Source organism: Actinoplanes sp. CA-030573, assembly GCF_050951115.1.
In the GTDB taxonomy this organism is placed as follows: Bacteria; Actinomycetota; Actinomycetes; order Mycobacteriales; family Micromonosporaceae; genus Actinoplanes.
Map to the genome: position 1 here is coordinate 165,905 of NZ_CP192038.1, position 21,461 is coordinate 187,365.

Genomic DNA, 21,461 nt, shown 5'->3' on the forward strand with positions numbered 1-21,461 from the left:
GCACCTCGGCGGAACCCGCTCGATCGCCCCCCACCGGCGGCGGTGGGGGCGCCGCCGCCGGCTCTTCGGGAGATCGATGAGCCGAACCTATGCGCGGCCGATCGCGCCGCCAACCACCCAGCTCGGCCATATCACCGTGTGATGGTCCGCTTGCAAGATCACAAGCCGGGCCGACATCCCCTGCTCAGGGGCGCTGGCGTCGCTCTGCCGACACCGGCCGATGGCTTTCTCCCGAGCGCCGCAAGGTAGGCTCGCGATGCTCACATCTATCAGTCAGGAGTGCCCGTGGCTCGCGTCGTGGTCGACGTCATGCTCAAGCCGGAGATCCTCGATCCGCAGGGCCAGGCGGTTGCGAACGCGCTGCCCCGGCTCGGCGTCAACGATGTCTCCTCCGTCCGCATCGGTCGCCGTATCGAGATCGAGTTCGCCGGTGAGGCCGACCTCGAGCGCGCCCGCGAGATCGCGGACAAGCTGCTCGCCAACCCCGTGATCGAGGACTTCACCATCCACCTGGATGGCGCGACGGCGGAGGTCGCCTGACCATGCGCATCGGTGTGGTCACCTTCCCGGGCTCGCTCGACGACGGGGACGCGGCCCGCGCCGCGCGCATCGCCGGCGGCGACGTGGTCCGTCTCTGGCACGGCGACCCCGACCTGCACGGCGTCGACGCCGTGGTGCTGCCCGGCGGCTTCTCCTACGGCGACGCCCTGCGCTGCGGCGCCATCGCCCGGTTCGCCCCGGTGATGGAGACGATCATCGACGCCGCCCGCGGCGGCCTGCCGGTGCTCGGCATCTGCAACGGCTTCCAGATCCTCTGCGAGGCGCACCTGCTTCCCGGTGCGCTCACCCGCAACCAGCACCTGCACTTCCGCAACCGCGACCAGTTCCTGCGCGTCGAGTCCACCGACACCGCTTGGAGCAACGGCTTCACGCCGGGCCAGGAGATCCTCATCCCGGTGAAGAACGGCGAGGGCTGCTTCGTCGCGGACGATAAGACGCTCGACGCCCTCGAGGCCGAGGGTCGCGTCGTCGCGCGCTACATCCGCGGAAACCCGAACGGTTCGCAGCGAGACATCGCCGCGATCACCAATGAGGCCGGCAACGTCGTCGGCATCATGCCGCACCCGGAACACGCGGTGGAGGCGCTGACCGGCCCGTCGCTGGACGGCCTCGGCTTCTTCACCTCCGTCCTGCGTGCCCTGGCCGGGGCGACCGCGGGCGGACAGCAAGCAGGGGGACAGTAAATGACGACGCAGCCGGAGACGGCGGGCGCCAAACCGACCGGGTTCGCCGCGACCGATGTGCTGGTCAACGAGTTCGGCGGCGAGCCGGACACGGTGCAGCGCGCACTCGACACGCCGGACGAGCTCCAGCCGCATACCGAGCTCGGTCTCAAGGACGACGAGTACGAGCGGATCCGGCAGATCCTCGGGCGGCGGCCGACCGCCTCCGAGCTCGCCATGTACTCGATCATGTGGAGCGAGCACTGCTCGTACAAGTCGAGCAAGGTGCACCTGCGCCAGTTCGGCGACAAGGCCCCGCAGAACACCCGGATGCTGGCGGGCATCGGGGAGAACGCGGGGGTGGTGCAGATCTCGGACGACCTCGCGGTCACCTTCAAGGTCGAGTCGCACAACCACCCGAGCTTCGTCGAGCCGTACCAGGGCGCCGCGACCGGCGTCGGTGGCATAGTGCGCGACATCCTCGCCATGGGCGCCCGGCCGATCGCCGTGATGGACCCGCTGCGCTTCGGCGCGGCCGACCACCCCGACACCGCCCGCGTGCTGCCCGGCGTGGTGGCCGGCATCGGCGGCTACGGCAACTGCCTGGGCCTGCCCAACATCGGCGGCGAGATCGTCTTCGACCCGACCTACCAGGGCAACCCGCTGGTCAACGCCCTGAGCATCGGCGTGCTGCCGGTGCAGCGTCTCCAGCACAAGGAGGCGGCCGGCGTCGGCAACGTGGTCGTGCTGCTCGGCGCGCGTACCGGCCGGGACGGCATCGGCGGTGTCTCCGTGCTCGCGTCCGCGACCTTCGACGAGGAGGCCGAGCAGCGCCGCCCGTCGGTGCAGGTCGGCGACCCGTTCATGGAGAAGCTGCTGATCGAGAGCTGCCTCGAGCTGTACGACGCCGGCCTCGTCGCCGGCATCCAGGACCTCGGCGGCGCCGGCCTGACCTGCGCGCTGACCGAGACGGCGGCCGCGGCCGGCACCGGCATGCGGGTCTGGCTCGAGCGGGTGCCGCTGCGCGAGGCGTCGATGTCGCCGACCGAGATTCTGGCCAGCGAGTCGCAGGAGCGCATGCTCCTGATCGTCACCCCGGAGAACCTCGACCGGGTGCTGGCGGTCGCCGAGAAGTGGGGCGTCTGGGCCACCGCGATCGGCGAGGTCACGCCGACCGAGGCCGACGGGTCCCCGGGCCGGCTGGTGATCAGCTGGAAGGACTACGTGGTCGTCGACGTGCCGCCCGGCTCGCTCGCCGACGACGGTCCGGTCTACGCCCGGCCGATCCGCGAGCCGGCCGACCTGATCCTGCTGCAGGCCGACAAGGCCGAGACCCTGCCCCGGCCGTCCACCGGCGACGAGCTGCGCGAGACGGTGCTGCGGATGGTCGCGTCGCCGAACCTGTGCGACAAGACGTGGGTGACCGAGCAGTACGACCGGTACGTGCTCGGCAACACCGTGCTGGCCCAGCCGGAGGACTCGGGCGTGCTGCGCATCGACGAGCGCACCGGCCTCGGGGTGGCGCTATCGGTCGACGGCAACGGCCGGTTCGCCCGGCTCGACCCGTACGAGGGCGCCAAGCTGGCCCTGGCCGAGGCGTACCGGAACGTCGCGGTCACCGGCGCCGAGCCGGTGGCGGTCACCGACTGCCTCAACTTCGGCTCGCCCGAGGACCCGGCCGTGATGTGGCAGTTCGCCGAGGCGGTGCGCGGTCTCGCCGACGGCTGCCAGCAGCTGGGCACCCCGGTGACCGGCGGCAACGTCAGCTTCTACAACCAGACCGGAGCGGCCGCGATCCACCCGACCCCGGTGGTCGGCGTGCTCGGCGTCTTCGACAACGTGGCCCGGCGCATCCCGATGGGCTTCCCGCGCACCGACGGTGAGGGCGACCAGCTCTTCCTGCTCGGCGAGACGTCGTGCGAGCTGTCCGGCTCCGAGTGGGCGTGGGTCACCCACGGCCACCTCGGCGGCCGGCCGCCCAAGGTCGACCTGGTCCGCGAGCAGCGGCTCGGCGCGCTGATGGCGCGGGCCTCGCAGGCCGGTCACGTCAGCGCCGCCCACGACCTCTCCGACGGCGGTCTCGCCCAGGCGCTGGTCGAGAGCTGCCTGCGGTACGAGGTGGGCGCCCGGGTCGCGTTCCCGGAGGACGGCAACTCGGCGTTCGTCCATCTGTTCAGCGAGTCGGCCGGGCGGGCCCTGGTGGCCGTTCCGCGCGGGCACGACAAGGCGTTCGTGGCACTGGCCGCCGACTACGGCGTGCCGTGCACCCCGCTCGGCGTCACCACGCATGAGCCCGAGCTCGAGGTTCGGGAGCAGTTCACGATCCCGCTGCCGGAGCTGCGCGAGGCCTGGTCGGGGACACTTCCCCGGCTGTTCGGCGGGGTGGCGGAGCTGGCCGGCCGGCACGGCGACCCGGAGCACGCGGCCGACCCGTCCGCGCCGGCGGGCGACCGTGGCAGCCAGGTGCTGACGACGGCCGCGGCCGGCGCGGCGATGGAGTCCGCGGCCCCGATCGAGGCCGACGGCATCCCGGCCGCCTCGGCTGCCCTCGCGGCCGACGAGAGCCCGGCCTCGGCCGACGGGAGCCCGGCCTCCGTCGCGGCCGACGGCAGCCCGGCTACCTCCGTGGAGCTGGAGATCGCCGAACTGGGTGACGCTGTCCCGGGTGGACCGATCGAGCCCGCCGAGGACTGATCCGACCAAGCAGAAAGGCCCCGCGTCCTCGGACGCGGGGCCTTTTTCTGGTCGAACTGAGCCGGCTAGCTGTCCCACTCGGTCGGACGACGCTGGCCGGGGTGCGAGGGCTGCCGGTTGCCGGCGCGCTGGTCGTAGGCGCCGTCGTCGTAACCGGCCGGGCCCTGGTCGTAGCCGTCGTTGCGGGCGCCGTACTGCTGACCGGCCCCGCCGCCGTACTGGCCGCCGCCGTACTGGCCGCCACCGTACTGCTGGCCACCCTGGTCGCCGTAGCCGCCATGGTCGTCGTCGTAGCCGCCGCCACCGTACTGGCCGCCGCCGTACTGGCCGCCGCCGTAGGTGCCGCCACCGGCGCGCTGGTCGTAGCCGCCCTGGTCGCCGTAGCCACCCTGGTCGTACCCGCCCTGGTCGCCGTAGACGCCCTGGTCGTAGCCGCCACCGGCCTGGTAGTTGCCGCCGCCGTACTGGCCGGCGCCGTAGCCGTCGTCCGCGCCCGGCTCGGGGCGGTACATGCCGGTCGGCTCGTCGTAGCGCTGCTGCTGGCCGCCGCCGTATTGCTGGCCGCCGTAGGTGCCCCCGGCGACCGGCGCGGCCGCCGCGGCGCCGTACGTGCTGGTGCCGCCGCCGTACTGGCCGTTGTCCTGGGGGCGGCCATACTGCGTGGGCTCGCCGTACTGGTTGCCGCCGCCGTACTGCTGACCGCCGTTGACGCCGGCCTGGTTGTCCCAGCCACCGCCGCCGTACTGGCCGCCCTGGTGCGGGACCGGCGCGCCGTACGGGTCGGGGAACTCGTCCTCGACCGGGCGCTGCAGCATGGTCGGCGCGTCCGCCATCGGGGAGGCCGCACGCGGCGCCACCATGGTCGCGTCCCGCCCGGCGCCCATCGGCGAGGCCACCCGGGTCGCGTCGTTGAACCGGCCCTGGCTCGGCGGAACCATGCCGGCCGGCCCGCCGCCCATGACGGTCGGGTCGACCTCGGGACCGCCGCCCGCCTCGGGGTTGTTCTTGCGGCGCATCAGCACCAGCACGATCGCGCCGACGCCGGCCGCGACGAGCAGGCCGCCGAGCACGATGAACAGCATCGAGCCGGAGCCGCCACCCTGGTCGGAGGCGGTCTTCTGGGTGTTCGGGTCGGCCGCGACCGAGTCCTCCTGGGTCGGCTCCTCGGTGACCTCGTCGGTCGCCTCGGTGGTGGCCGAGGCCGAGACCGACGCCGACGGCGAGGCCGACGCGGTCGACTCCAGGACCTTGAGGGTCAGGTTCGCGATCGCGCTCTTGCCGGCCGAGGCCTGGATGGTCACGGTCGCCGTCTCGTAGCCCTCCTTGAGCGCGCCGACCGTGATGTTGCCCGGCGTGATCGGCTGCGAGTCGGACGAGTTGAAGGAGTAGCCGCCCGAGCCGTTGGTCTTCGCCTGGTACGGGTGCCCGCCACTGTCCTTCATGGCGACGTCGGCGCCGGCGACGGCCTTGCCGTTCGAGTCCTTGACCTTGCCGGAGATCGACGTGACCGTCTGCGGCTTGTCCGGACCCTGGACGTTGACGTTCACCGTGTCGGACGCGGGCTGCTCGCCCTGGGTGTTGACGGTGACCTTGATCGGGATCGACTTGGTCTGGCCGGCGTCGACGTTCGGCGCCGTGAAGGTCGCCTGGTACGTCTTGCCGTTGCCGTCGACCTGGTCGACCTGGCCGCAGTTACCGGAGCACTTGGACATGCCGCTGGTCACCGCGATGGTGACCCGGACCTGCCCGTCCGGATTGGCGTTGCGCACCTGGTACTGCATCTGCACGGTGTTCCCGGACAGCACGTCGGTCGGAACGCTCGTGATTTGCACTTCCGGGGGAACCGCCAGCGCCACCGCGGGCGCGACGGCGATACCGCCGACGACAACCGCCAGTAACGCACCGGCTTGGGCCGCTCGGGCTCGTAGGTGCGTTGTCACGTACACCGCCTTCCGGTCGCACGGTTCTCCGGGCTCACTCGAGTGCCGGTTACATCCCGCGACTAAAAACACCGTCGGCCACTATGCCTTGTCACGGGTCCATTCCGCGACCCAGGGGCGCGTACCAATCTCGGCAGAGCGGGTCGTATCGTCCCGACGTGTCCCCTGCGCACAATAAATCCGAGTCCGTGCAACGCGCGTTGGACGCGCTGGATCGCGGCGAAGAACCCGAGCGTACGGTCCTGCGTGACGCTGTGCGAGCACTGCTGACCGAGTTGGCGCGACGAGCACCTGGCCGTTCGGTGGAGGTGCGAATTCCGCCTTTCGGTGCGATTCAGTGTGTCGCGGGTCCCCGGCACACACGCGGCACACCGCCCAATGTGGTCGAAACGGATCCGCGGACCTGGGTGCTGCTCGCCACGGAGCGTGTGAGCTGGGCGGATGCGCTCAGTGACGGACGTCTCCGGGCCAGCGGCATCCGCACCGACCTCACCGAGTACCTGCCGCTGTACCGGCCCGGAAGCGGTGAGTAAGCGCGGCGCGAGCCCGAGCCGACCACCTTCGCCTCGCGTACACTGGGCCGTCGGAGCGTCCAGCAAAACGACCAGATCAGGGAGCGACAGGTGCCCCGAGGCGACGGCCGGTTGACCGACGATCTCGACCCCCAGGAGCGCGGCCCCCAGGATGCCTGTGGCGTCTTCGGTGTCTGGGCTCCGGAGGAAGAGGTCGCGAAACTCACGTATTTCGGGCTCTTCGCTCTGCAGCACCGCGGCCAGGAAGCGGCCGGCATCGCGGTGAGCGACGGCTCGGGCGTGGTGGTCTACAAGGACCTCGGCCTGGTCTCCCAGGTCTTCGACGAGCCGACGCTGGCCAGCCTGCGGGGCCACCTCGCGATCGGCCACACGCGCTATTCCACGACCGGCGGGTCGAACTGGGAGAACGCGCAGCCCACGATCCGCGCGACCACGGCCGGCACGACGATCGCCCTGGCCCACAACGGCAACTTGGTCAACACGGCCGAGCTCGCCCGCGAGGTCGCCGACCGCGGTCTCGAGGCCGACGTCGCCACCTCCGACACGGCGTTGGTCACGACGTTGCTGGCCAGCCGTCCCGACCTGTCGGTCGAGGCCGCGGCGCTCGAGGTCCTTCCGCGTCTGCGGGGCGCCTTCAGCTTCGTGTTCATGGACGAGAACACGCTCTACGCGGCGCGCGATGCTCAGGGCGTACGCCCGCTGGTGCTCGGCCGGATGGAGCGCGGCTGGGTCATCGCGAGCGAGACGGCGGCACTCGACATCGTCGGCGCCAGCTTCGTGCGTGAGGTCGAGCCGGGCGAGATGCTGGCGGTCGACGAGCACGGCCTGCGGTCGACCCGGTTCGCCGCGCCCGAGCCCAAGGGCTGCCTCTTCGAGTACGTCTACCTGGCCCGCCCGGACACGACGATCGCCGGCCGCAACATGTACTCGGCCCGCGTCGAGATCGGCCGCCGGCTGGCCAAGGAGCACCCGGTCGAGGCCGACCTGGTCATCCCGGTGCCCGAGTCCGGCACCCCGGCCGCCATCGGGTACGCGGAGGCGTCCGGCATCCCGTACAGCGCGGGCCTGACCAAGAACGCGTACGTCGGCCGCACCTTCATCCAGCCCTCGCAGACGATCCGTCAGCTCGGCATCCGGCTCAAGCTCAACCCGCTGCGCGAGGTCGTGCGGGGCAAGCGCCTGGTCGTGGTCGACGACTCGATCGTCCGCGGCAACACGCAGCGGGCCCTCGTGCGCATGCTGCGCGAGGCCGGCGCCCTCGAGGTGCACGTGCGCATCTCGTCGCCGCCGGTGCAGTGGCCGTGCTTCTACGGCATCGACTTCGCGACCCGCGCCGAGCTGATCGCGAACGGTTTGGAGATCGACGGGATCCGGCGCTCGATCGGCGCCGACACCCTGGGTTATGTTTCCCTCGACGGCCTGGTCCAGGCGACCGAGCAGCCCAAGTCACGGCTCTGCATGGCCTGCTTCGACGGGCAGTACCCGATCGAGCTGCCCGCGGGCAACCTGATCGGAAAGCACCTGCTGGAGGGGGTCGGCAAGCGCGCCTCGATGCCGGCCGCCACCGACGATGCCGCCACGGCGGCGGTCGCCGAGCTCGAAGCGGAGTACGACGACCGGGCCGGCACCCGGCTGGTCGCCAGCCCCGGCGGCGGCAACGCCCTGCAGCACCCGTGATCGCCAAGAGACTTGTAAGGGGAATATCGTGACCCACGTGTCCGAGCGCAACAGTGCCAACGGCGCCGAGGGCGACCGGAGGCCTTGGACGGCGGGCTCCGGCCGCGCCGCGCGCAAGCGTTCGGTCACGTACGCGGAAGCCGGCGTCTCGATCGAGGCCGGTGACCGCGCGGTGGAGCTGCTGAAGACCAAGGTGAAGAAGACGACCCGGCCCGAGGTGATGGGCGACCTGGGCGGCTTCTCCGGCCTGTTCCGGCTGAACACCCAGAAGTACAAGAGCCCGATCCTGGCCTCGTCGACCGACGGCGTCGGCACCAAGCTGGTGATCGCCCAGCAGCTCGACATCCACGACACGATCGGCATCGACCTGGTCGCCATGGTCGTCGACGACCTGGTCGCCTGCGGCGCCGAGCCGCTCTTCCTGCTCGACTACATCGCCTGCGGCGAGGTCGTGCCGGACAAGGTCGCCGAGATCGGCGCCGGCATCGCGGACGGCTGCCGCTACGCCGGCTGCGCGCTGCTCGGCGGCGAGACCGCGGAGCACCCCGGCGTCCTGCGCCCGGATGAGTACGACGTTTCCGCGACCGGCGTCGGCGTGGTCGAGGAGAGCGAGATCCTCGGCCGGGACCGGGTCGAGGTCGGCGACGCGGTGATCGCGATGCGCTCCTCGGGCCTGCACTCCAACGGCTACTCGCTGGTCCGGCACGTGCTGCTCGGCGCCGGCCGGATGCGGCTCGACTCGGTGGTCGACGACTTCGGCTCCCAGCGCACGCTCGGCGAGGAACTGCTGACCCCGACCAAGATCTACGCCAAGGACTGCCTCGGCCTGATCGAGGAGACCGAGGTCCGCGCGTTCTCGCACGTGACCGGCGGCGGCATCCCCGGCAACCTGGTGCGCATCCTGCCCGACCACGTGGACGCGGTGGTCGACCGCTCGACCTGGCGCCCGCAGCCGATCTTCGATCTGATCCAGGCCAAGGGGCGGATCGAGGACAACGAGATGGAGGCCACGTTCAACATGGGCGTGGGCATGTTCGCGATCGTCTCCTCCGACGACGCCGACCGGGCCATGGCCTACCTGACCGGCCGCGGCGTCGAGGCGTGGCAGGTCGGCGAGGTCATCGACGGCACCGGCGAGGTGCAGATGATGGGCCAATACACCCGCGGCTGACAAAATCGGTGGAAGAATCCGCGTGTGTCTATCTATGACACGCGCGGATCTTTCATGTACGGGGTGGCTCGGGCGGCCTACCTTGAGGCGAACGCCGGACGGGGGTGCACATGGGCGGTCAATGGAGCGGGATGCGCGGCATTGCGGCCATCCCCACGTACGTCGTGATGCAGCCCACGACTCTGTGCAACCTCGATTGTTCCTACTGTTACCTTCCGTTCCGCTCGGCCGACAAGCGCATGCCGGTCGAGGTGGCCGCCGCCGTGGCCGGTTCGGTCGACACCTTCGCCCGCGCCGGCCGGTTCTCGGTGGTCTGGCACGGCGGTGAGCCGCTCGCTACCGGGCGTGACCATCTGGCCGCGCTGTTGGCACCCTTCGGCGGGGCCGTCGAGCATCACGTGCAGACCAACGCGACGCTCATCGACGACGCGTGGTGCGAGTTCTTCGCCGAGCACCAGGTGCGGGTCAGCGTGAGCGTGGACGGCCCGGCGGACCGCAATGGAGATCGGGTCACCCGGGGCGGCAAACCGGCGTACGACCGGATCATGCGCGGCATCGACGCGCTGCGCCGCCACCAGATCCCGTTCTCGGCGCTCTGTGTGGTGAGCGACCCTCGCCCCGGAGCCGCCGCCTCGCTGTACGCCTACTTCCTCGAGCTGGGTTGCGAGGTGCTCGGCATCAACGTCGAGGAGCTCGAGGGCGTGAACAAGCGGGCCAACCGGCACGATGCCGCCGACGTGACGGCGTTCTGGGCCGAGCTGGTCGCCGCCTGGCGCCGCGACCCGCGGATCCACCTGCGCGAGATCGAATGGTCGCTGCGCTACGCCGCCGCGGTGCTCGACGGCTCGGCCGACGACCTGCTGCCGCGCCGGCTCGACCCGATACCCACCGTCGCCCACGACGGCTCGGTGGTGCTGCTCTCGCCCGAGCTGGCCGGCTTCCACGACCCCCGATACGGCGACTTCACCAGCGGCAACGTGCTGACCACCCCGCTCGGCGAAATCTTGGCCGCGGCCGCGGAGACCCCGTGGATAGCCGAGTTCCTGCGCGGCGTCGAGGCATGCCGCGCGACTTGCCCGTACTTCGGCTTCTGCGGCGGCGCCCACGCGGCCAACCGCTACTTCGAGCACGGCCGGTTCGACACGACCGAGACCGACCACTGCCGTAATAGCAAGATTCGCCTACTGGAAGGGGTGCTGGACCATGCCCGAGATCACGAGCCCACGGCGGTCTGAGGCCGCACAGCCGGAGAGCGTGGGAGCCGATCCGGTGGCGGCACGGGTGCACGACACCCGAGCCGGGCTGGCCGCGCTCATCGCGGAGGCCGAGGCGGCCCGCGAGCGGCGTGCGGAGAGCACGTCGTCGGAGGAGGGTTCGGCGGTGTGCGCCTGGAACCACTTCGAGAACATCCCGACGTTCTACAACTGGAACAACCGGCCGCGTTAGATGGCGTCGCCTTCGGCGCCGCGGGCGATCGCCTCTTCGAGGCTGAGGGGCAGGCAGCCGATTTCCCGGCACTGTGTTGGATGGCGTCGCCTTCGGCGCCGCGGGCGATCGCCTCTTGGAGGCTGAGGGGCAGGCAGCCGATTTCCCGGCACTGTGTTGGATGGCGTCGCCTCCGGCGCCGCGGGCGATCGCCTCTTGGAGGCTGAGGGGCAGGCAGCCGATTTCCCGGCACCGCACACCCCGCGGCGACGGAAAATCGACTGCCTGCCCCTCAGCGAGGCGATCGCGGGCAGTTCCGTGAGTGGGAGTCCACGCAGACGAAGGGGTGACCGCGCGGGCGGGCTGGGCGCAGCTCTGCTTACCCATGCGCGCTGGCTGGGCGGGCGCGTCCGGCTCTGCTTACCCATGCGCGCCGGCTGGGTGGAGGCGCTTGGCGTCGGCATGCGGCATGGAGCGGCGCCGTGGAGCCCTGAAGAGCATCGCTCGGCAAGCGTGAAGCGAGCGCGACGCAAGCGTGAAGCGAGTGCGACGCAGGCGAGGGCGGCGCAGGCGTGAAGCGAGCGCGACGCAAAGCGAGCGCGACGCACCCATCCGTCTCTGGCGATCCCCGACCTCATAGTGCGAAGCGGGCGCGATTCAGGCGCGATGCATGGCATGGCGCGGGCAACGTGACGCCGGCATCGGCGCGTGCGGCAACGCGACCGCGGTGCGAGGCGTGGAACGGCGCAGCGCGAGACGACCGTGACTCGTCAGCGGATGCTGAGGTGGCCCGGCTCGAAGCCCACGCGGGTGGGGCCCGCGTGGGCTTCGACGTTGCTGAACCGTGGGAAGTGTGACCGCGACACACGGAAGCACGCGGTCAGCCGCGTGCTCTGTGCAATACGGGTCAGCGCCTTGTTGGCGACCAGGAGTCCTGGTCGTCTTCCGCGTCGTCCTCGTCGTCGTCGACGAACTCGTCGTTGTCGTCGTCGAAATGACGGTCGGACTTACCACTGGCACCCGCCAGTTCGCGCTGCAAGGCGGTGAGGTCGGTGTTCGGGGAGTGGTACTTCAGCTCCCGGGCCACCTTCGTCTGCTTGGCCTTAGCACGGCCGCGCCCCATGGCTCGACCCCCTCGCACAGAATTCGGGGCAGCCCGAAGGCGGGCCCCGATGACGTCAGGCATCTCTCGTGGGTCTTACGGTACATGGACGATGCCGCCTTCGGCACCTCGGGTTGCGTGTGACACTGCCGCGCGTCGCGGGTTTTACATCCCGGAACGCGCGGCAGGTCGCAAACCGGTCTCCCGAGGGGGCCGGCGGCCGCGAAAAGAGAGACTCAGCCGAGATAAATCGCGCGCAGCCGGCCGACCTCGGCCATCCGCTGCTCGGCCAGCCGGTCGGCCGCGACGGCCGGCGCGACGCTCTCCTCGTCGGCCAGCGCCAGGATCTTCCGGGTGGTCTCGAAGATGCCGGTGGCGCGCAGCTTGGCCCGCTCGAAGTTGAAGCCCTCGATCTCGTCGGCCACCTGGATCACGCCGCCGGCGTTCACCAGGTAGTCGGGCGTGTAGAGGATGCCGCGCTCGGCGAGCGTCTTCTCGATGCCGGGGTGGGCGAGCTGGTTGTTGGCCCCGCCGGTGACGACCTTGGCCCGCAGCACCGGGACGGTGTCGTCGTCCAGGGCGCCGCCGAGGGCGCAGGGCGCGTACACGTCGATATCGGAGGTGATCAGCGCGTGCGTGTCGGCCGCCAGCTCGATCTGCGGGTAGGTGGCGCGGGCCCAGGCGCGGGCCGTCTCGTTCACGTCGGTGGCGACCACCGTGGCGCCGTCCTCGATCAGGTGGCCGGCGAGGTACTTGCCGACCTTGCCGAGCCCGGCGATGCCGACCGTGCGGCCGGCCAGCGTGGGCGCGCCCCAGGTGTGCTCGGCCGCGGCCCGCATGCCCTGGAAGACGCCCCAGGCGGTGAGGATGGAGGAGTCGCCGGCGCCGCCGTGCTCGACGCTGCGGCCGGTGACGTAGCGGGTCTCGCGGGCGATGACGTCCATGTCCGGCACGTACGTGCCGACGTCGCACGCCGTGTAGTAGCGGCCGTGCAGGGATTCGACGAAGCGGCCGTACGCCCGAAGCAGCCCCTCGGACTTGGCGCGCGCCGGGTCGCCCCAGATGACCGCCTTGCCGCCGCCGAGGTCGAGACCGGCCAGCGCGTTCTTGTACGCCATGCCCTGCGACAGCTTGAGCACGTCGGCGAGGGCGTCGGCCTCCGTCTCGTACGGATAGAAGCGGGTGCCGCCCAGCGCGGGCCCGAGGGCCGTGGAATAGATGCCGATGATCGCCCTGAGGCCGGTCTGCCGGTCCTGGCAGAAGACGACCTGTTCGTGCCCGCTGGCGTCGGTGCCGTCGGTGTCGAACACGCCCATCGCTGTTCTCCTGATCTTCTTGGTCGAGGCCCTTGTGAGGCCGCTGGCCCGGCGGGGTGTGCCGGACATAGCGAGCCTAGTCGGGCGGACCCGGGACTGATTACGTCCGCGCGGGAAGTTCCATGCGGCCGAATTCATGGAAGGATCGCGTCGTGCCGTCACTGTTCGCGTCGTACCTTCGGGTTTACGAGCCGCTGACCGCCTTCGACCGCGACCGCCAGGTTTTCTGGCGGAAGTACGCCCGCGAGGGCCGGGCCCTGGGCCCCGTCGACGGCCCGGTCAAGCAGCGTTCCGCCGTGCTCGAGGCGCTGGGCGCCGGCTGGACCAGGCTGCCCGACCTGCCCGACGAGGCGTACGTGCTGGAGTGGGGCGACACGCTGCTGGTCTGCCCGTGGAACCTGCGCCTGCGGGTCGCCGAGGCCGCGCTGAACGCCCGCGACGGCGTGCCCAGCGTGCTGGCCGACGCGTTCGTCCCGCCGGTGCTGGCCGGCCAGGCCCGGGCCATCGTCGAGGACTGGCGCAGCGGGGCCAAGGTGCTCGAGCACGGCGTGCCGCGCGTGCACGAGCAGATCGCGACCTGGGGCGTGCCGCTGCGCTGGTTCGTCTTCATCGACCTCGACGAGCGGGAGTTCGAGCTCGTCGAGGGCCGGCGCACGCTGCGCTACCGCACGGAGATCTCCAAGGCCCGCCGCCGCGCTCACCGCGGCGTCTCCGTCCTGCGCAAGTCGCTGGGCGACGCCCCGATCACCGAGGCGGTCGAGGAGGGCACCCGGTGGCTGGAGGAGTTCCACCCGCGGTCGATCGTGGAGCTCGACTACGGGGGTCTCGTCAACCTCCTCCCGGATGACGTCCTGACGGAGGACGACTCACCCGGACTGGTGGCGGCCGGTCTCTCGGCGCTGTCCCGAGGCGATGCGGACGCGGCCTCCGAGGCGTACGAGAAGCTCGTCGATCGCTGGCGGAGCGTGCAGTTGCTGGAACGCTGCAATTGACCTGCGAAAATAGGACAGATAGGCGGATTTTTCCGCCGGTTTGTCCACCGTGGGAACGCTCCCGAAGCGAACACTCTTCGTAATCACTGGTCGCCGAAGCGTGATAATCGGACTAAACGCGGCACTATCTGGCGTAGAAAACGCGGAAAAATCGGGCATGCTTCATCCGTCTATCTGGGGACGTTCGTCCGTTCGGCCCATGTCGGACATCGGGGACTAGCCGGACCATGAGAGACGCACCGGCCGGCGGGACCCCGGCCGATGTCTATAGGTACCTGTGGAGGAGTGACCGATGGCATCGCGTACGCATGATCCTGAGCCGCTACTGACCCCGGCCGAGGTGGCGTCGATGTTCCGCGTCGACCCGAAGACCGTCACCCGGTGGGCGAAGGCCGGCAAGCTCAGTGCAATCCGCACGCTGGGCGGCCACCGTCGTTACCGGGAGTCGGAGGTTCGTGCCCTGCTGCAGGGGCAGATTCCCACGCAGCGTCAGGGCGACTGACCGACGGAGTCGTTTTAGTCGAAGCATCGATGCAGGGGGCGAGCGCTGGGGAAGGCGACCGCCCCTTCTTCGTGTCCGGGTACGTTCCGACAATGGATGAGCCACCGATCGGCGACGTCTGGGGCGAGATGATCCGGGACGCGTACGCCGTCCGCACCGGCCGGGGCCCGCGCCCGCTCGCCGGCGGCCGGGTGCCACGTCCGGTCATCGAGGTGATCGAGCGGGACGACGGCCTGATCAACGGCGCCCCGGCCGATCACTACTTGAACGAGCCGGCGGACTGGCAGCCGCACGACCATCGGGCGCTGCGCCTCTGTCGCGGTCAGGTGCTCGACATCGGCACCGGCGCCGGCCGGGCGGCCCTCGAGCTCCAGCGGCGCGGCATGGCGGTGACCGGCCTGGACACCTCGCCGGGCGCGATCGACGTCGCGCGCCGACGCGGCCTGCGCGACACGGTGGCGACCACCATCGACGCGTACGCTTCCCGCGCCGCCACCCGATACGACACGTTCCTGTTGCTCGGCAACAACCTCGGCCTGCTCGAGGGGGCCGAACGCGCCCCGGCCTTCCTCGCCGCGCTGTCCCGGCTGGCCAAGCCCGGCGCCCGGATCGTCGCCCAGGGCACCGATCCGTACGGCACGAACGATCCCGTGCACGTGAGCTATCACCGGCGCAACCGGGAGCGCGGCCGGATCGGCGGCCAGCTGCGCCTGCGGCTGCGATACCGGCTGCTCGCGACCGAGTGGTTCGACTACCTGAACTGCTCGGTGGAGGAGCTGGAAAAGCTCCTGGCCGGTACGGGATGGCGGCTCAATTCGATCGACGACGCCGACCGGCCCTACTACCTTGCGGTCATGGAGTTGATGAAATGACCGCTTTAACCCGCGATCAGGTGCGGGTCAGCCGCCGGATCTCGATGGTCCTGCGGCACCGGCCGGAGTCGGCCGGCCTCACGCTCGACGCGAACGGCTGGGTGCCGGTCACCGAGCTGCTGACCGCGCTGCGCCTGACCCGCGCCGAGCTCGACGAGATCGTCGAGAAGAACGACAAGTCCCGGTTCGCGATCGCCCGTCGCGACGACGGCGCCGATTGGATCCGGGCCAGCCAGGGCCACTCCCGCCGGGTCGGGGTCGACCTCGACCTGCCGCCGGCCGAGCCGCCCGCCGTGCTCTACCACGGCACGCCGCGGGAAAACCTGGGCTCGATCATGCGGCACGGGCTGCGCCCCCGCAGCCGGCACCACGTGCACCTGTCCCAGGACGTGCCGACCGCCCTGGTCGTGGGCCGGCGCCGCTCGGCCGACGTGGTGGTGCTCGAAGTGCACGCCGCCGCCATGGCCGCGGCCGGGCACGTTTTCCACCGCAGCGACAACGGGGTCTGGCTGACCGCGGTGGTCGCTCCCGCGTACCTCTCGCCAAAACCGACAAATCAGTAGTTTCGCTGGTTGATCCGGTTTCCACAGTGGCCGAAGCATCCGGTCACGGCTCGCGCTCGATTAGCGTGGGCGCATGGCGAGGATCACGCGGCGTGAGCTGATGAATCTTCTCGGTGCGTTCGGTGTCGTCGCCACGCTCTGCGGGCTCGCCTTCGGGTTGCCCGCAATCGACCGGGCGCTCCCGGCCGAGCGGCCGGTCAGCGCCGAGCAGCGCTATGCCGTCGGCGCCGGCGTCACGGTCGTCCCGCCGGTCGGTGCCACCCTCGACGTCACCGGAACCCGCCCCGGCGACTCGTCCGGCACCGTGCTCTTCCGGCTGGGTGCGGTGCAATACAAGATCGCGGTGCGGCCCTTCGACGGCGACGTGCAGACGGCCGCGGCCGGGCTGCGCCAGCGGATCACCGGCAACCCGGGGTACCAGGTCACCGGCGCCCAGCTCCAGGTCGACACCGCCGGCGGGCTGAGCGGGATCCAGGGCGGCTACACGGCGCCGGGGCGGGGCGGCCGGTACGCGGTTTTCGTCACCGACGGTCTCACGATCGAGGTCACCATCAGTGGTGTCGACCTTGACCTGGGCCGCACCCTCCCGCAGATCGAGGCGAGCACCCGCACCCTGCGGTACGACGGAGGCGCCCGGTGACCGCGACCCCGGTCCGGCCCGACGGCGGCGGCGGCCGGGCGCCGGCGCTGGCCCGGGTGCCGGCGTTCTGGGTGGTCGCGGCCCTCGTGGTGGCGGGCGCTGTGCGGATATCCCAGATCGCCGGGCGACTGTTCTCGGCGTACCCCCTCGCCACCGTGACCGCCGTCGTGCTCTTCGCGCTGTTCGCCGTTCCGTTCTGGCTCGTCGTCTCCGAGCTCGACTTCCTCGAGCGCGAGCCGACCGAGCTGCTGGTGCTGGCCTTCGCCTGGGGTGGGCTGGTCGCGACCAGCGCCTCGATCCCGGCGAGCGTGGCGCTCGAGGACCTGGTGGCCAAGCTCGGCTCGCCCCATCTGGCCGCCGACTGGGGCGCCGCGCTGGCCGCGCCCACCGTCGAGGAGACGGCCAAGACGCTCGGCGTGGTCGTGATCGTGCTGATCGCCCGCTCCCAGATCAATAGCGTGCTGGACGGGATCGTCTACGGCGCGATGGTCGGCCTCGGCTTCCAGATCGCCGAGGATGTGGTCTTCGCGGTCGGCGCGGTGGCGCTGGCCGGACAGGGCGACCACGTGCAGCCGGTGATCGCCACGTTCCTGCTGCGCGGCTTCCTCTCCGGAGTGTGGAGCCACACGCTCTTCGGCGCGCTGGCCGGCGCCGGGATCGGCTACCTCGTGGTGCGCCGGGACCGTCCGCTCGGCATGCGGATCGGCGTGGCCGTGCTCGCCTGCCTCGGCGCCTGGGCCTCGCACGTGCTGTGGAACTCGCCGCTGCTGGGCGACGGCATCGGCAACGGGCCGCTGGCGCTGCTCGGGGTGCTGGTGCTCAAGGGCCTGCCGCCGCTGCTGCTGATCCTGTGGCTCGTGCGGCGCGCCCACGACCGGGAGGCGGACTACTACGTGGGGCATCTCGCGACGCTGCGCGATCCCGAGCTGATCACCGACGGCGAGCTCGCGGCGCTCGGTTCCAGCTCGGCGCGGGCGGCGGCGCGGCGGCATGCGAGCGCGGCCGCGGGGCGTGCGGGTCAGCAGGCCGTACGCCGTCTGCAGCACGCCCAGGCTCGGCTGGCCGTGCAAATGAGCCGGGTCGCCGCCGACGTGGGCCAGGTCGACGACAGCTCGGCCGCGGAGGTGCGTCAGCAGCGGAAAGTGCTACGCCGTCTCGGCCACCCGGAGGCGATCGCCGGTCCGCGATCGTGGCGGCACACGGCCTCCACGGTCGTCACCACCATGGTGGCGATCGCCGTCCTGTGGGTGGCGCTGTCGGCGCTCGGTGGCGCGTAGGAGCTTCAGGCCCGCGGCGGGAGCCCGCCATCGCCGTCGACGATGGTGTCCGGATTGCCGTCCTGGTCGAGGTCGACCATGGTGATGTCGACCTTGCCGTCGCCGTCGGTGTCGAACTGGAACAGGTCGGGCTTGCCGTCCCCGTCGGTGTCGGACACCCAGACGTCCGGCTTGCCGTCGCCGGTCGTGTCGTTGGCGATCAGGTCGACGCGGTCGTCGCCGCGCGTCTCCACGGTCTCCTGCGGCTCACTCATCAGGTCTCCTCATGCGGTTCGGGGTCATGCGAACAGTAGGGCCATAGAGCTATACGTGCGACCTGGTGCCTGTGATCGATGTCGCTGGAAAGGAACTGAACGACGGGTAACGTTCCGGCTCATGGACATCGCCGACGACGCACTACAGACGCTGCTCGCCTCCGGGGGTGGCGGCGACCTCGGCCGGCGCATGGGCATCCAGCTCATCGAGGCCTCACCCGAGCGGGTCGTCGGCACCATGCCCGTCGAGGGCAACACTCAGCCGTACGGGCTCCTGCACGGTGGCGCCTCCTGCGTCCTGGCCGAGACGCTCGGCTCGGTCGGCGCCGTGATGCACGGCCAGACCGTGGACCGGCCGTTCGCGGTGGGCGTCGACATCAACGCCACCCATCACAAGGGCGCGCGGTCCGGGCTGGTCACCGGGGTGGCCACGCCGGTGCACCGGGGGCGGACGATGACGACGTACGAGGTGGTCATCACCGACGACGCCGGCGAGCGGGTCTGCACCGCCCGGATCACCTGTCTTCTGCGCGGAGCGTGAATTCCGGTGCATGTCGGGCTGTCCGCGAGCGATCCTTGACCGATCCACGTACCTTTCTTCACGTGACGGAGGTACCACAGCACGCTTTCGACGACGCCGCGCTGGTGCTGCAGAGTGCGCTCAGCGGCGACAGCGACGCTGTGGTCGGCACGTTCGACGCGGTCGTCGACCGCTCGGGCGTGGTCGGGGCGTACGACGTAGCGTGGTGCCTGGCCGCCACGATGGTCGGCCAGGTCCCTTCCGGCGGCGCCTGGACCCTGGATTTCCCCGGCATCGACGATGCCCGATACGACAAGCGCTGGGTGGCCCGCTTCGTGAGCGCCTACATGAACGGCGACATCCCTACTGGAGAGGCCCTTTTCGGGGCCGCGATAGCGGACGGCCAGCTGCCCGACTGTCTGCTCGCCCTGGCCGGCTCGACCGTGGCCACCCTCCGCCATCGGGCCGCTTAGGCTGGGTCGCTCGGTCGCCCCGTTACTCGGTCTCCCGGTCGGCCACTAGGGTGCTTGGTCCGCCGTGCGCCCCTGACCCCGCCGGTCAGCCGCTTAGCCATCCGCGCGCCGCTTCGACACCGCTCGCATGCCCGCTTGTTCCGCTCCTGCCGCTTGGCCCGCCGCTGGTCCGCTAAGCCCGCCGCCCGGCGGCTCAGCCCGCCGCCCGGCCGCTCAGCCCACCGCCCGGCCGCTTGACCCTCCGCGCCGCTTGGACCGCCATCGCGCCGCCCGGATCGCATCGCCCTGCTTAGCCCGCCGCCGTGCCGCCTCGTTGCACCGCATCGCCCTACGCCCGCCACTGCGCCGCCCGGATTGCGTGGCGCTGCCTTGGGCCGCTCCCAGGATGCGCCTCGCCGCCAGACGCATCACCGCGCCGCACCACTCGGATAAGCCAGCGTCAGCCCGATGCCGTCTGCTGCGCCGAGCGCCGGCCTACTCCACCCCACCCGGTCACTGGGTGGGGGTGACGTTACGGCCGGGGTACGACATTTCGCGCGGCGCTATCCACAGGCAGGTCGGGTCTGCTGCGCCCAGCCGTTCCACTCGGCCCAGCCGCGGGCTACTGCACCCCACCCGGTCACTGGGTGGGGCGACGATACGGCCCGGGTACGACACTTCCCCGGACTTATCCACAAGTGGGTCAGGACTTCTTGAGGTACAGCGCCTTTGCGTACTGGGCTGCGGCCGCCTCGTTGTACATCGATGCCTGCGCCATGTACCACTCGTTGTCGGAAAGGGCCTTGCGCGACTGGCTGGTGCCCGACCAGCGGATGTCGGCGTCCACTTCGGACATGCCGCGCGCCTTGAACTGGCGGCGCATGGCCATCTTGCCGGAGCGGAAGGCCTCGGCGGCCTCCTCGGCCTGTTTCATCGCGGCGAAGGCCTTCTCGCTGAGCGCCTCCGCCAAGGTCCACGCCGCCTGTTCCGCCGCGTTCGTGAATGTCAGCACGCCGCCTCCTCGAATGCGCCAGTCACAATGTTCCGGTGCTGCTTCTGATCGATCTGGATAACACTCTCATCGACCGCCGCGCGGCCTTCAAGAGCTGGGCGGAGTCCCGGTTCGGGGAATCCGAGACACCGTGGCTCGTGGAAGCGGACAAAGACGGCTTCGAGGCCCGGGAAATGCTCGCCGCCCGGATCGTGGCGCGCTACGGCGGCGACGCGCACGAGATGCTGGCCGAGCTGCGGGCGGGCATGGTCGCGCAGATGTCGCCCGACCCCGAGATCGACGCGGTGCTGGTCGAGGCGGCCGACGCCGGCTTCGTTCCGTTCGTCGTGACAAACGGGACGGTCGCCCAGCAGGAGGCCAAATTGCGGCGCACCGGCCTGGACCGCCTGGTCGCGGGCTGGACCATCTCCGAGGGTGTCGGCGTGCGCAAGCCCGACCCCCGGATCTTCGAGATCGCGGCGGCGGAGGCGGGCCGGTCGTGGGCGAGGACCAAGCCGGGAAAACCGGGAACGGGCTGGATGGTGGGGGACAGCGCGGCGGCCGACGTCGGCGGCGGCGTGGCGGCCGGCCTGCGTACGGGATGGGTCTCCCTGAAGCGCGAGTGGCCCGCCGACCTGGCATTTCGGCCGGATGTCACCGCCGCCACCGGAGCGGCCGTCCTCCGGGAGGTGATCAAGGCGAGCCAGGGCGGTTGATCACCAGGGGACTGGACGGGCAAAAGCCCGGCCTGAATTCCGTGGGGCCATGGACAAAGGGACCATCGACGGCGCACGAACGTCGCGACAAGGTGTAGACGTGACTTCTTCGCGGACGTCCCGCCGGAGCGCATACCTGGCTCCGCTGATGGCAATGCTGGCTCTGCTCGGTGGTGTGACCTTCTTCGGTGTCCTCGCCGTCTCGGGCAAGTCGCAGCGGGACATCTTGTCGAACACGGCGGCCGTCGCCGACTCGCCGAAGCCGGCCCGGGCCAAGAAGGCCGCGGTCACCTCGCGGGTGCCGACCCCGCCGTCGCCGGTGCTGGACGAGGCCGACTCGATCAGCCACGAGCCGCCCGTGCCCAGCCCGGCGAGCTCGGCCGACCGCGACCGCGCGATGTCGGCCCTGCCCCGCAAGCCGGTCGCCCCGGTCGAGCGCGACGTCAAGGCCAACGAGGAGTGTGCGCCGACCGGTTCGGAGGGCCGCACCGAGAACGGCAAGCTGATGATCTGCGAGCCGACCCCGAACAGCGACGACAACACGTGGCAGCCGGCATGACCCGACGCGGAAAGGCATAGCGGGAGCAACCGGAGAGGGGCC

At 70.9% G+C, this 21,461-nt stretch carries 23 protein-coding genes; 18 read left to right on the forward strand and 5 right to left on the reverse strand.

Going from position 1 to position 21,461, the window contains the following annotated elements; all coding sequences use genetic code 11:
- Positions 1–285: 285 nt before the first annotated feature.
- The 3 genes from purS to purL are packed head-to-tail and all read left to right on the forward strand — an operon-like array spanning position 286 to position 3,917.
- Positions 286–540, forward strand: coding sequence for a phosphoribosylformylglycinamidine synthase subunit PurS (purS, locus tag ACQP2F_RS00815; protein WP_433299772.1), 255 nt, complete (start codon positions 286–288; stop codon positions 538–540).
- Positions 537–1,244, forward strand: a complete 708-nt coding sequence (purQ, locus tag ACQP2F_RS00820) for a phosphoribosylformylglycinamidine synthase subunit PurQ (protein WP_433307950.1) — start codon at positions 537–539, stop codon at positions 1,242–1,244. The genes purS and purQ overlap by 4 nt, the downstream gene beginning before the upstream one ends.
- Positions 1,245–3,917, forward strand: a complete 2,673-nt coding sequence (purL, locus tag ACQP2F_RS00825; RefSeq protein WP_433299773.1) for a phosphoribosylformylglycinamidine synthase subunit PurL — start codon at positions 1,245–1,247, stop codon at positions 3,915–3,917. It begins immediately after the preceding gene.
- A gap of 65 nt (positions 3,918–3,982) precedes the next feature.
- Here the strand turns inward: purL and ACQP2F_RS00830 are convergent, their stop codons facing one another.
- Positions 3,983–5,749: a carboxypeptidase-like regulatory domain-containing protein gene (locus tag ACQP2F_RS00830; protein WP_433299774.1), complete on the reverse strand. Its 1,767-nt coding sequence runs from the start codon at positions 5,747–5,749 to the stop codon at positions 3,983–3,985.
- A 266-nt stretch (positions 5,750–6,015) separates the two neighbouring features.
- On the opposite strand from ACQP2F_RS00830, the gene ACQP2F_RS00835 reads away from it, so the two are divergent.
- The 5 genes from ACQP2F_RS00835 to amcA all read left to right on the forward strand — a co-directional run bounded on the left by ACQP2F_RS00835 (position 6,016) and on the right by amcA (position 10,684).
- Positions 6,016–6,390, forward strand: coding sequence for a sterol carrier family protein (locus tag ACQP2F_RS00835; protein WP_433299775.1), 375 nt, complete (start codon positions 6,016–6,018; stop codon positions 6,388–6,390).
- 90 nt (positions 6,391–6,480) lie between these two features.
- Positions 6,481–8,067 (forward strand): amidophosphoribosyltransferase, encoded by a 1,587-nt coding sequence (gene purF / locus ACQP2F_RS00840; protein WP_433299776.1) that lies wholly within the window; start codon positions 6,481–6,483, stop codon positions 8,065–8,067.
- Positions 8,068–8,095: 28 nt separating this feature from the next.
- Positions 8,096–9,238: a phosphoribosylformylglycinamidine cyclo-ligase gene (gene purM / locus ACQP2F_RS00845; protein ID WP_433299777.1), complete on the forward strand. Its 1,143-nt coding sequence runs from the start codon at positions 8,096–8,098 to the stop codon at positions 9,236–9,238.
- A gap of 131 nt (positions 9,239–9,369) precedes the next feature.
- Positions 9,370–10,473, forward strand: a complete 1,104-nt coding sequence (gene amcB / locus ACQP2F_RS00850; protein WP_433299778.1) for a cyclophane-forming radical SAM peptide maturase AmcB — start codon at positions 9,370–9,372, stop codon at positions 10,471–10,473.
- Complete coding sequence (gene amcA, locus ACQP2F_RS00855) at positions 10,442–10,684, forward strand: multiple cyclophane-containing RiPP AmcA (RefSeq protein WP_433299779.1); 243 nt, start codon at positions 10,442–10,444, stop codon at positions 10,682–10,684. The genes amcB and amcA overlap by 32 nt, the downstream gene beginning before the upstream one ends.
- Positions 10,685–11,570: 886 nt before the next feature.
- On the opposite strand, the gene ACQP2F_RS00860 is transcribed toward amcA, so the two are convergent.
- Both ACQP2F_RS00860 and ACQP2F_RS00865 read right to left on the reverse strand, forming a co-directional pair.
- Positions 11,571–11,786 (reverse strand): DUF3073 domain-containing protein, encoded by a 216-nt coding sequence (locus tag ACQP2F_RS00860; RefSeq protein WP_433299780.1) that lies wholly within the window; start codon positions 11,784–11,786, stop codon positions 11,571–11,573.
- A 215-nt stretch (positions 11,787–12,001) separates the two neighbouring features.
- Positions 12,002–13,081 (reverse strand): Glu/Leu/Phe/Val family dehydrogenase, encoded by a 1,080-nt coding sequence (locus ACQP2F_RS00865; protein WP_433299781.1) that lies wholly within the window; start codon positions 13,079–13,081, stop codon positions 12,002–12,004.
- 152 nt (positions 13,082–13,233) lie between these two features.
- Between ACQP2F_RS00865 and ACQP2F_RS00870 the strand changes: the two genes are divergently transcribed.
- The 6 genes from ACQP2F_RS00870 to ACQP2F_RS00895 all read left to right on the forward strand — a co-directional run bounded on the left by ACQP2F_RS00870 (position 13,234) and on the right by ACQP2F_RS00895 (position 17,927).
- Positions 13,234–14,073, forward strand: a complete 840-nt coding sequence (locus tag ACQP2F_RS00870) for a hypothetical protein (RefSeq protein ID WP_433299782.1) — start codon at positions 13,234–13,236, stop codon at positions 14,071–14,073.
- A 292-nt stretch (positions 14,074–14,365) separates the two neighbouring features.
- Positions 14,366–14,575 carry a BldC family transcriptional regulator gene (locus ACQP2F_RS00875; protein ID WP_014687221.1) on the forward strand — a complete coding sequence of 70 codons (210 nt, stop codon included), beginning with the start codon at positions 14,366–14,368 and terminating at the stop codon, positions 14,573–14,575.
- Between the two features lie 92 nt (positions 14,576–14,667).
- A complete protein-coding gene (locus tag ACQP2F_RS00880; protein WP_433299783.1) occupies positions 14,668–15,447 on the forward strand; it encodes a class I SAM-dependent methyltransferase in 780 nt (259 codons plus the stop codon).
- On the forward strand, positions 15,444–16,010 hold the full coding sequence (locus ACQP2F_RS00885) for an RNA 2'-phosphotransferase (RefSeq protein WP_433299784.1): 567 nt from the start codon (positions 15,444–15,446) through the stop codon (positions 16,008–16,010). The genes ACQP2F_RS00880 and ACQP2F_RS00885 overlap by 4 nt, the downstream gene beginning before the upstream one ends.
- Before the next feature lie 73 nt (positions 16,011–16,083).
- On the forward strand, positions 16,084–16,650 hold the full coding sequence (locus ACQP2F_RS00890; RefSeq protein WP_433299785.1) for a hypothetical protein: 567 nt from the start codon (positions 16,084–16,086) through the stop codon (positions 16,648–16,650).
- Complete coding sequence (locus ACQP2F_RS00895; RefSeq protein WP_433299786.1) at positions 16,647–17,927, forward strand: PrsW family intramembrane metalloprotease; 1,281 nt, start codon at positions 16,647–16,649, stop codon at positions 17,925–17,927. The genes ACQP2F_RS00890 and ACQP2F_RS00895 overlap by 4 nt, the downstream gene beginning before the upstream one ends.
- 5 nt (positions 17,928–17,932) lie before the next feature.
- Here ACQP2F_RS00895 and ACQP2F_RS00900 read toward each other — a convergent pair whose 3' ends face one another.
- The gene (locus ACQP2F_RS00900; RefSeq protein WP_433299787.1) at positions 17,933–18,181 is read right to left on the reverse strand and encodes a hypothetical protein; all 249 of its coding nucleotides are present in this window, start codon (positions 18,179–18,181) and stop codon (positions 17,933–17,935) included.
- Positions 18,182–18,302: 121 nt separating this feature from the next.
- On the opposite strand from ACQP2F_RS00900, the gene ACQP2F_RS00905 reads away from it, so the two are divergent.
- Positions 18,303–18,722: a PaaI family thioesterase gene (locus ACQP2F_RS00905; protein ID WP_433299788.1), complete on the forward strand. Its 420-nt coding sequence runs from the start codon at positions 18,303–18,305 to the stop codon at positions 18,720–18,722.
- Positions 18,723–18,784: 62 nt separating this feature from the next.
- Positions 18,785–19,174 (forward strand): hypothetical protein, encoded by a 390-nt coding sequence (locus ACQP2F_RS00910; RefSeq protein ID WP_433299789.1) that lies wholly within the window; start codon positions 18,785–18,787, stop codon positions 19,172–19,174.
- Positions 19,175–19,856: 682 nt separating this feature from the next.
- Here the strand turns inward: ACQP2F_RS00910 and ACQP2F_RS00915 are convergent.
- Positions 19,857–20,165, reverse strand: coding sequence for a hypothetical protein (locus ACQP2F_RS00915; RefSeq protein ID WP_433299790.1), 309 nt, complete (start codon positions 20,163–20,165; stop codon positions 19,857–19,859).
- 35 nt (positions 20,166–20,200) lie between these two features.
- Here ACQP2F_RS00915 and ACQP2F_RS00920 point away from each other — a divergent pair, with 35 nt between their 5' ends.
- Complete coding sequence (locus ACQP2F_RS00920) at positions 20,201–20,860, forward strand: HAD family hydrolase (RefSeq protein ID WP_433299791.1); 660 nt, start codon at positions 20,201–20,203, stop codon at positions 20,858–20,860.
- A 100-nt stretch (positions 20,861–20,960) separates the two neighbouring features.
- On the forward strand, positions 20,961–21,419 hold the full coding sequence (locus ACQP2F_RS00925) for a hypothetical protein (protein ID WP_433299792.1): 459 nt from the start codon (positions 20,961–20,963) through the stop codon (positions 21,417–21,419).
- Positions 21,420–21,461: the final 42 nt, after the last annotated feature.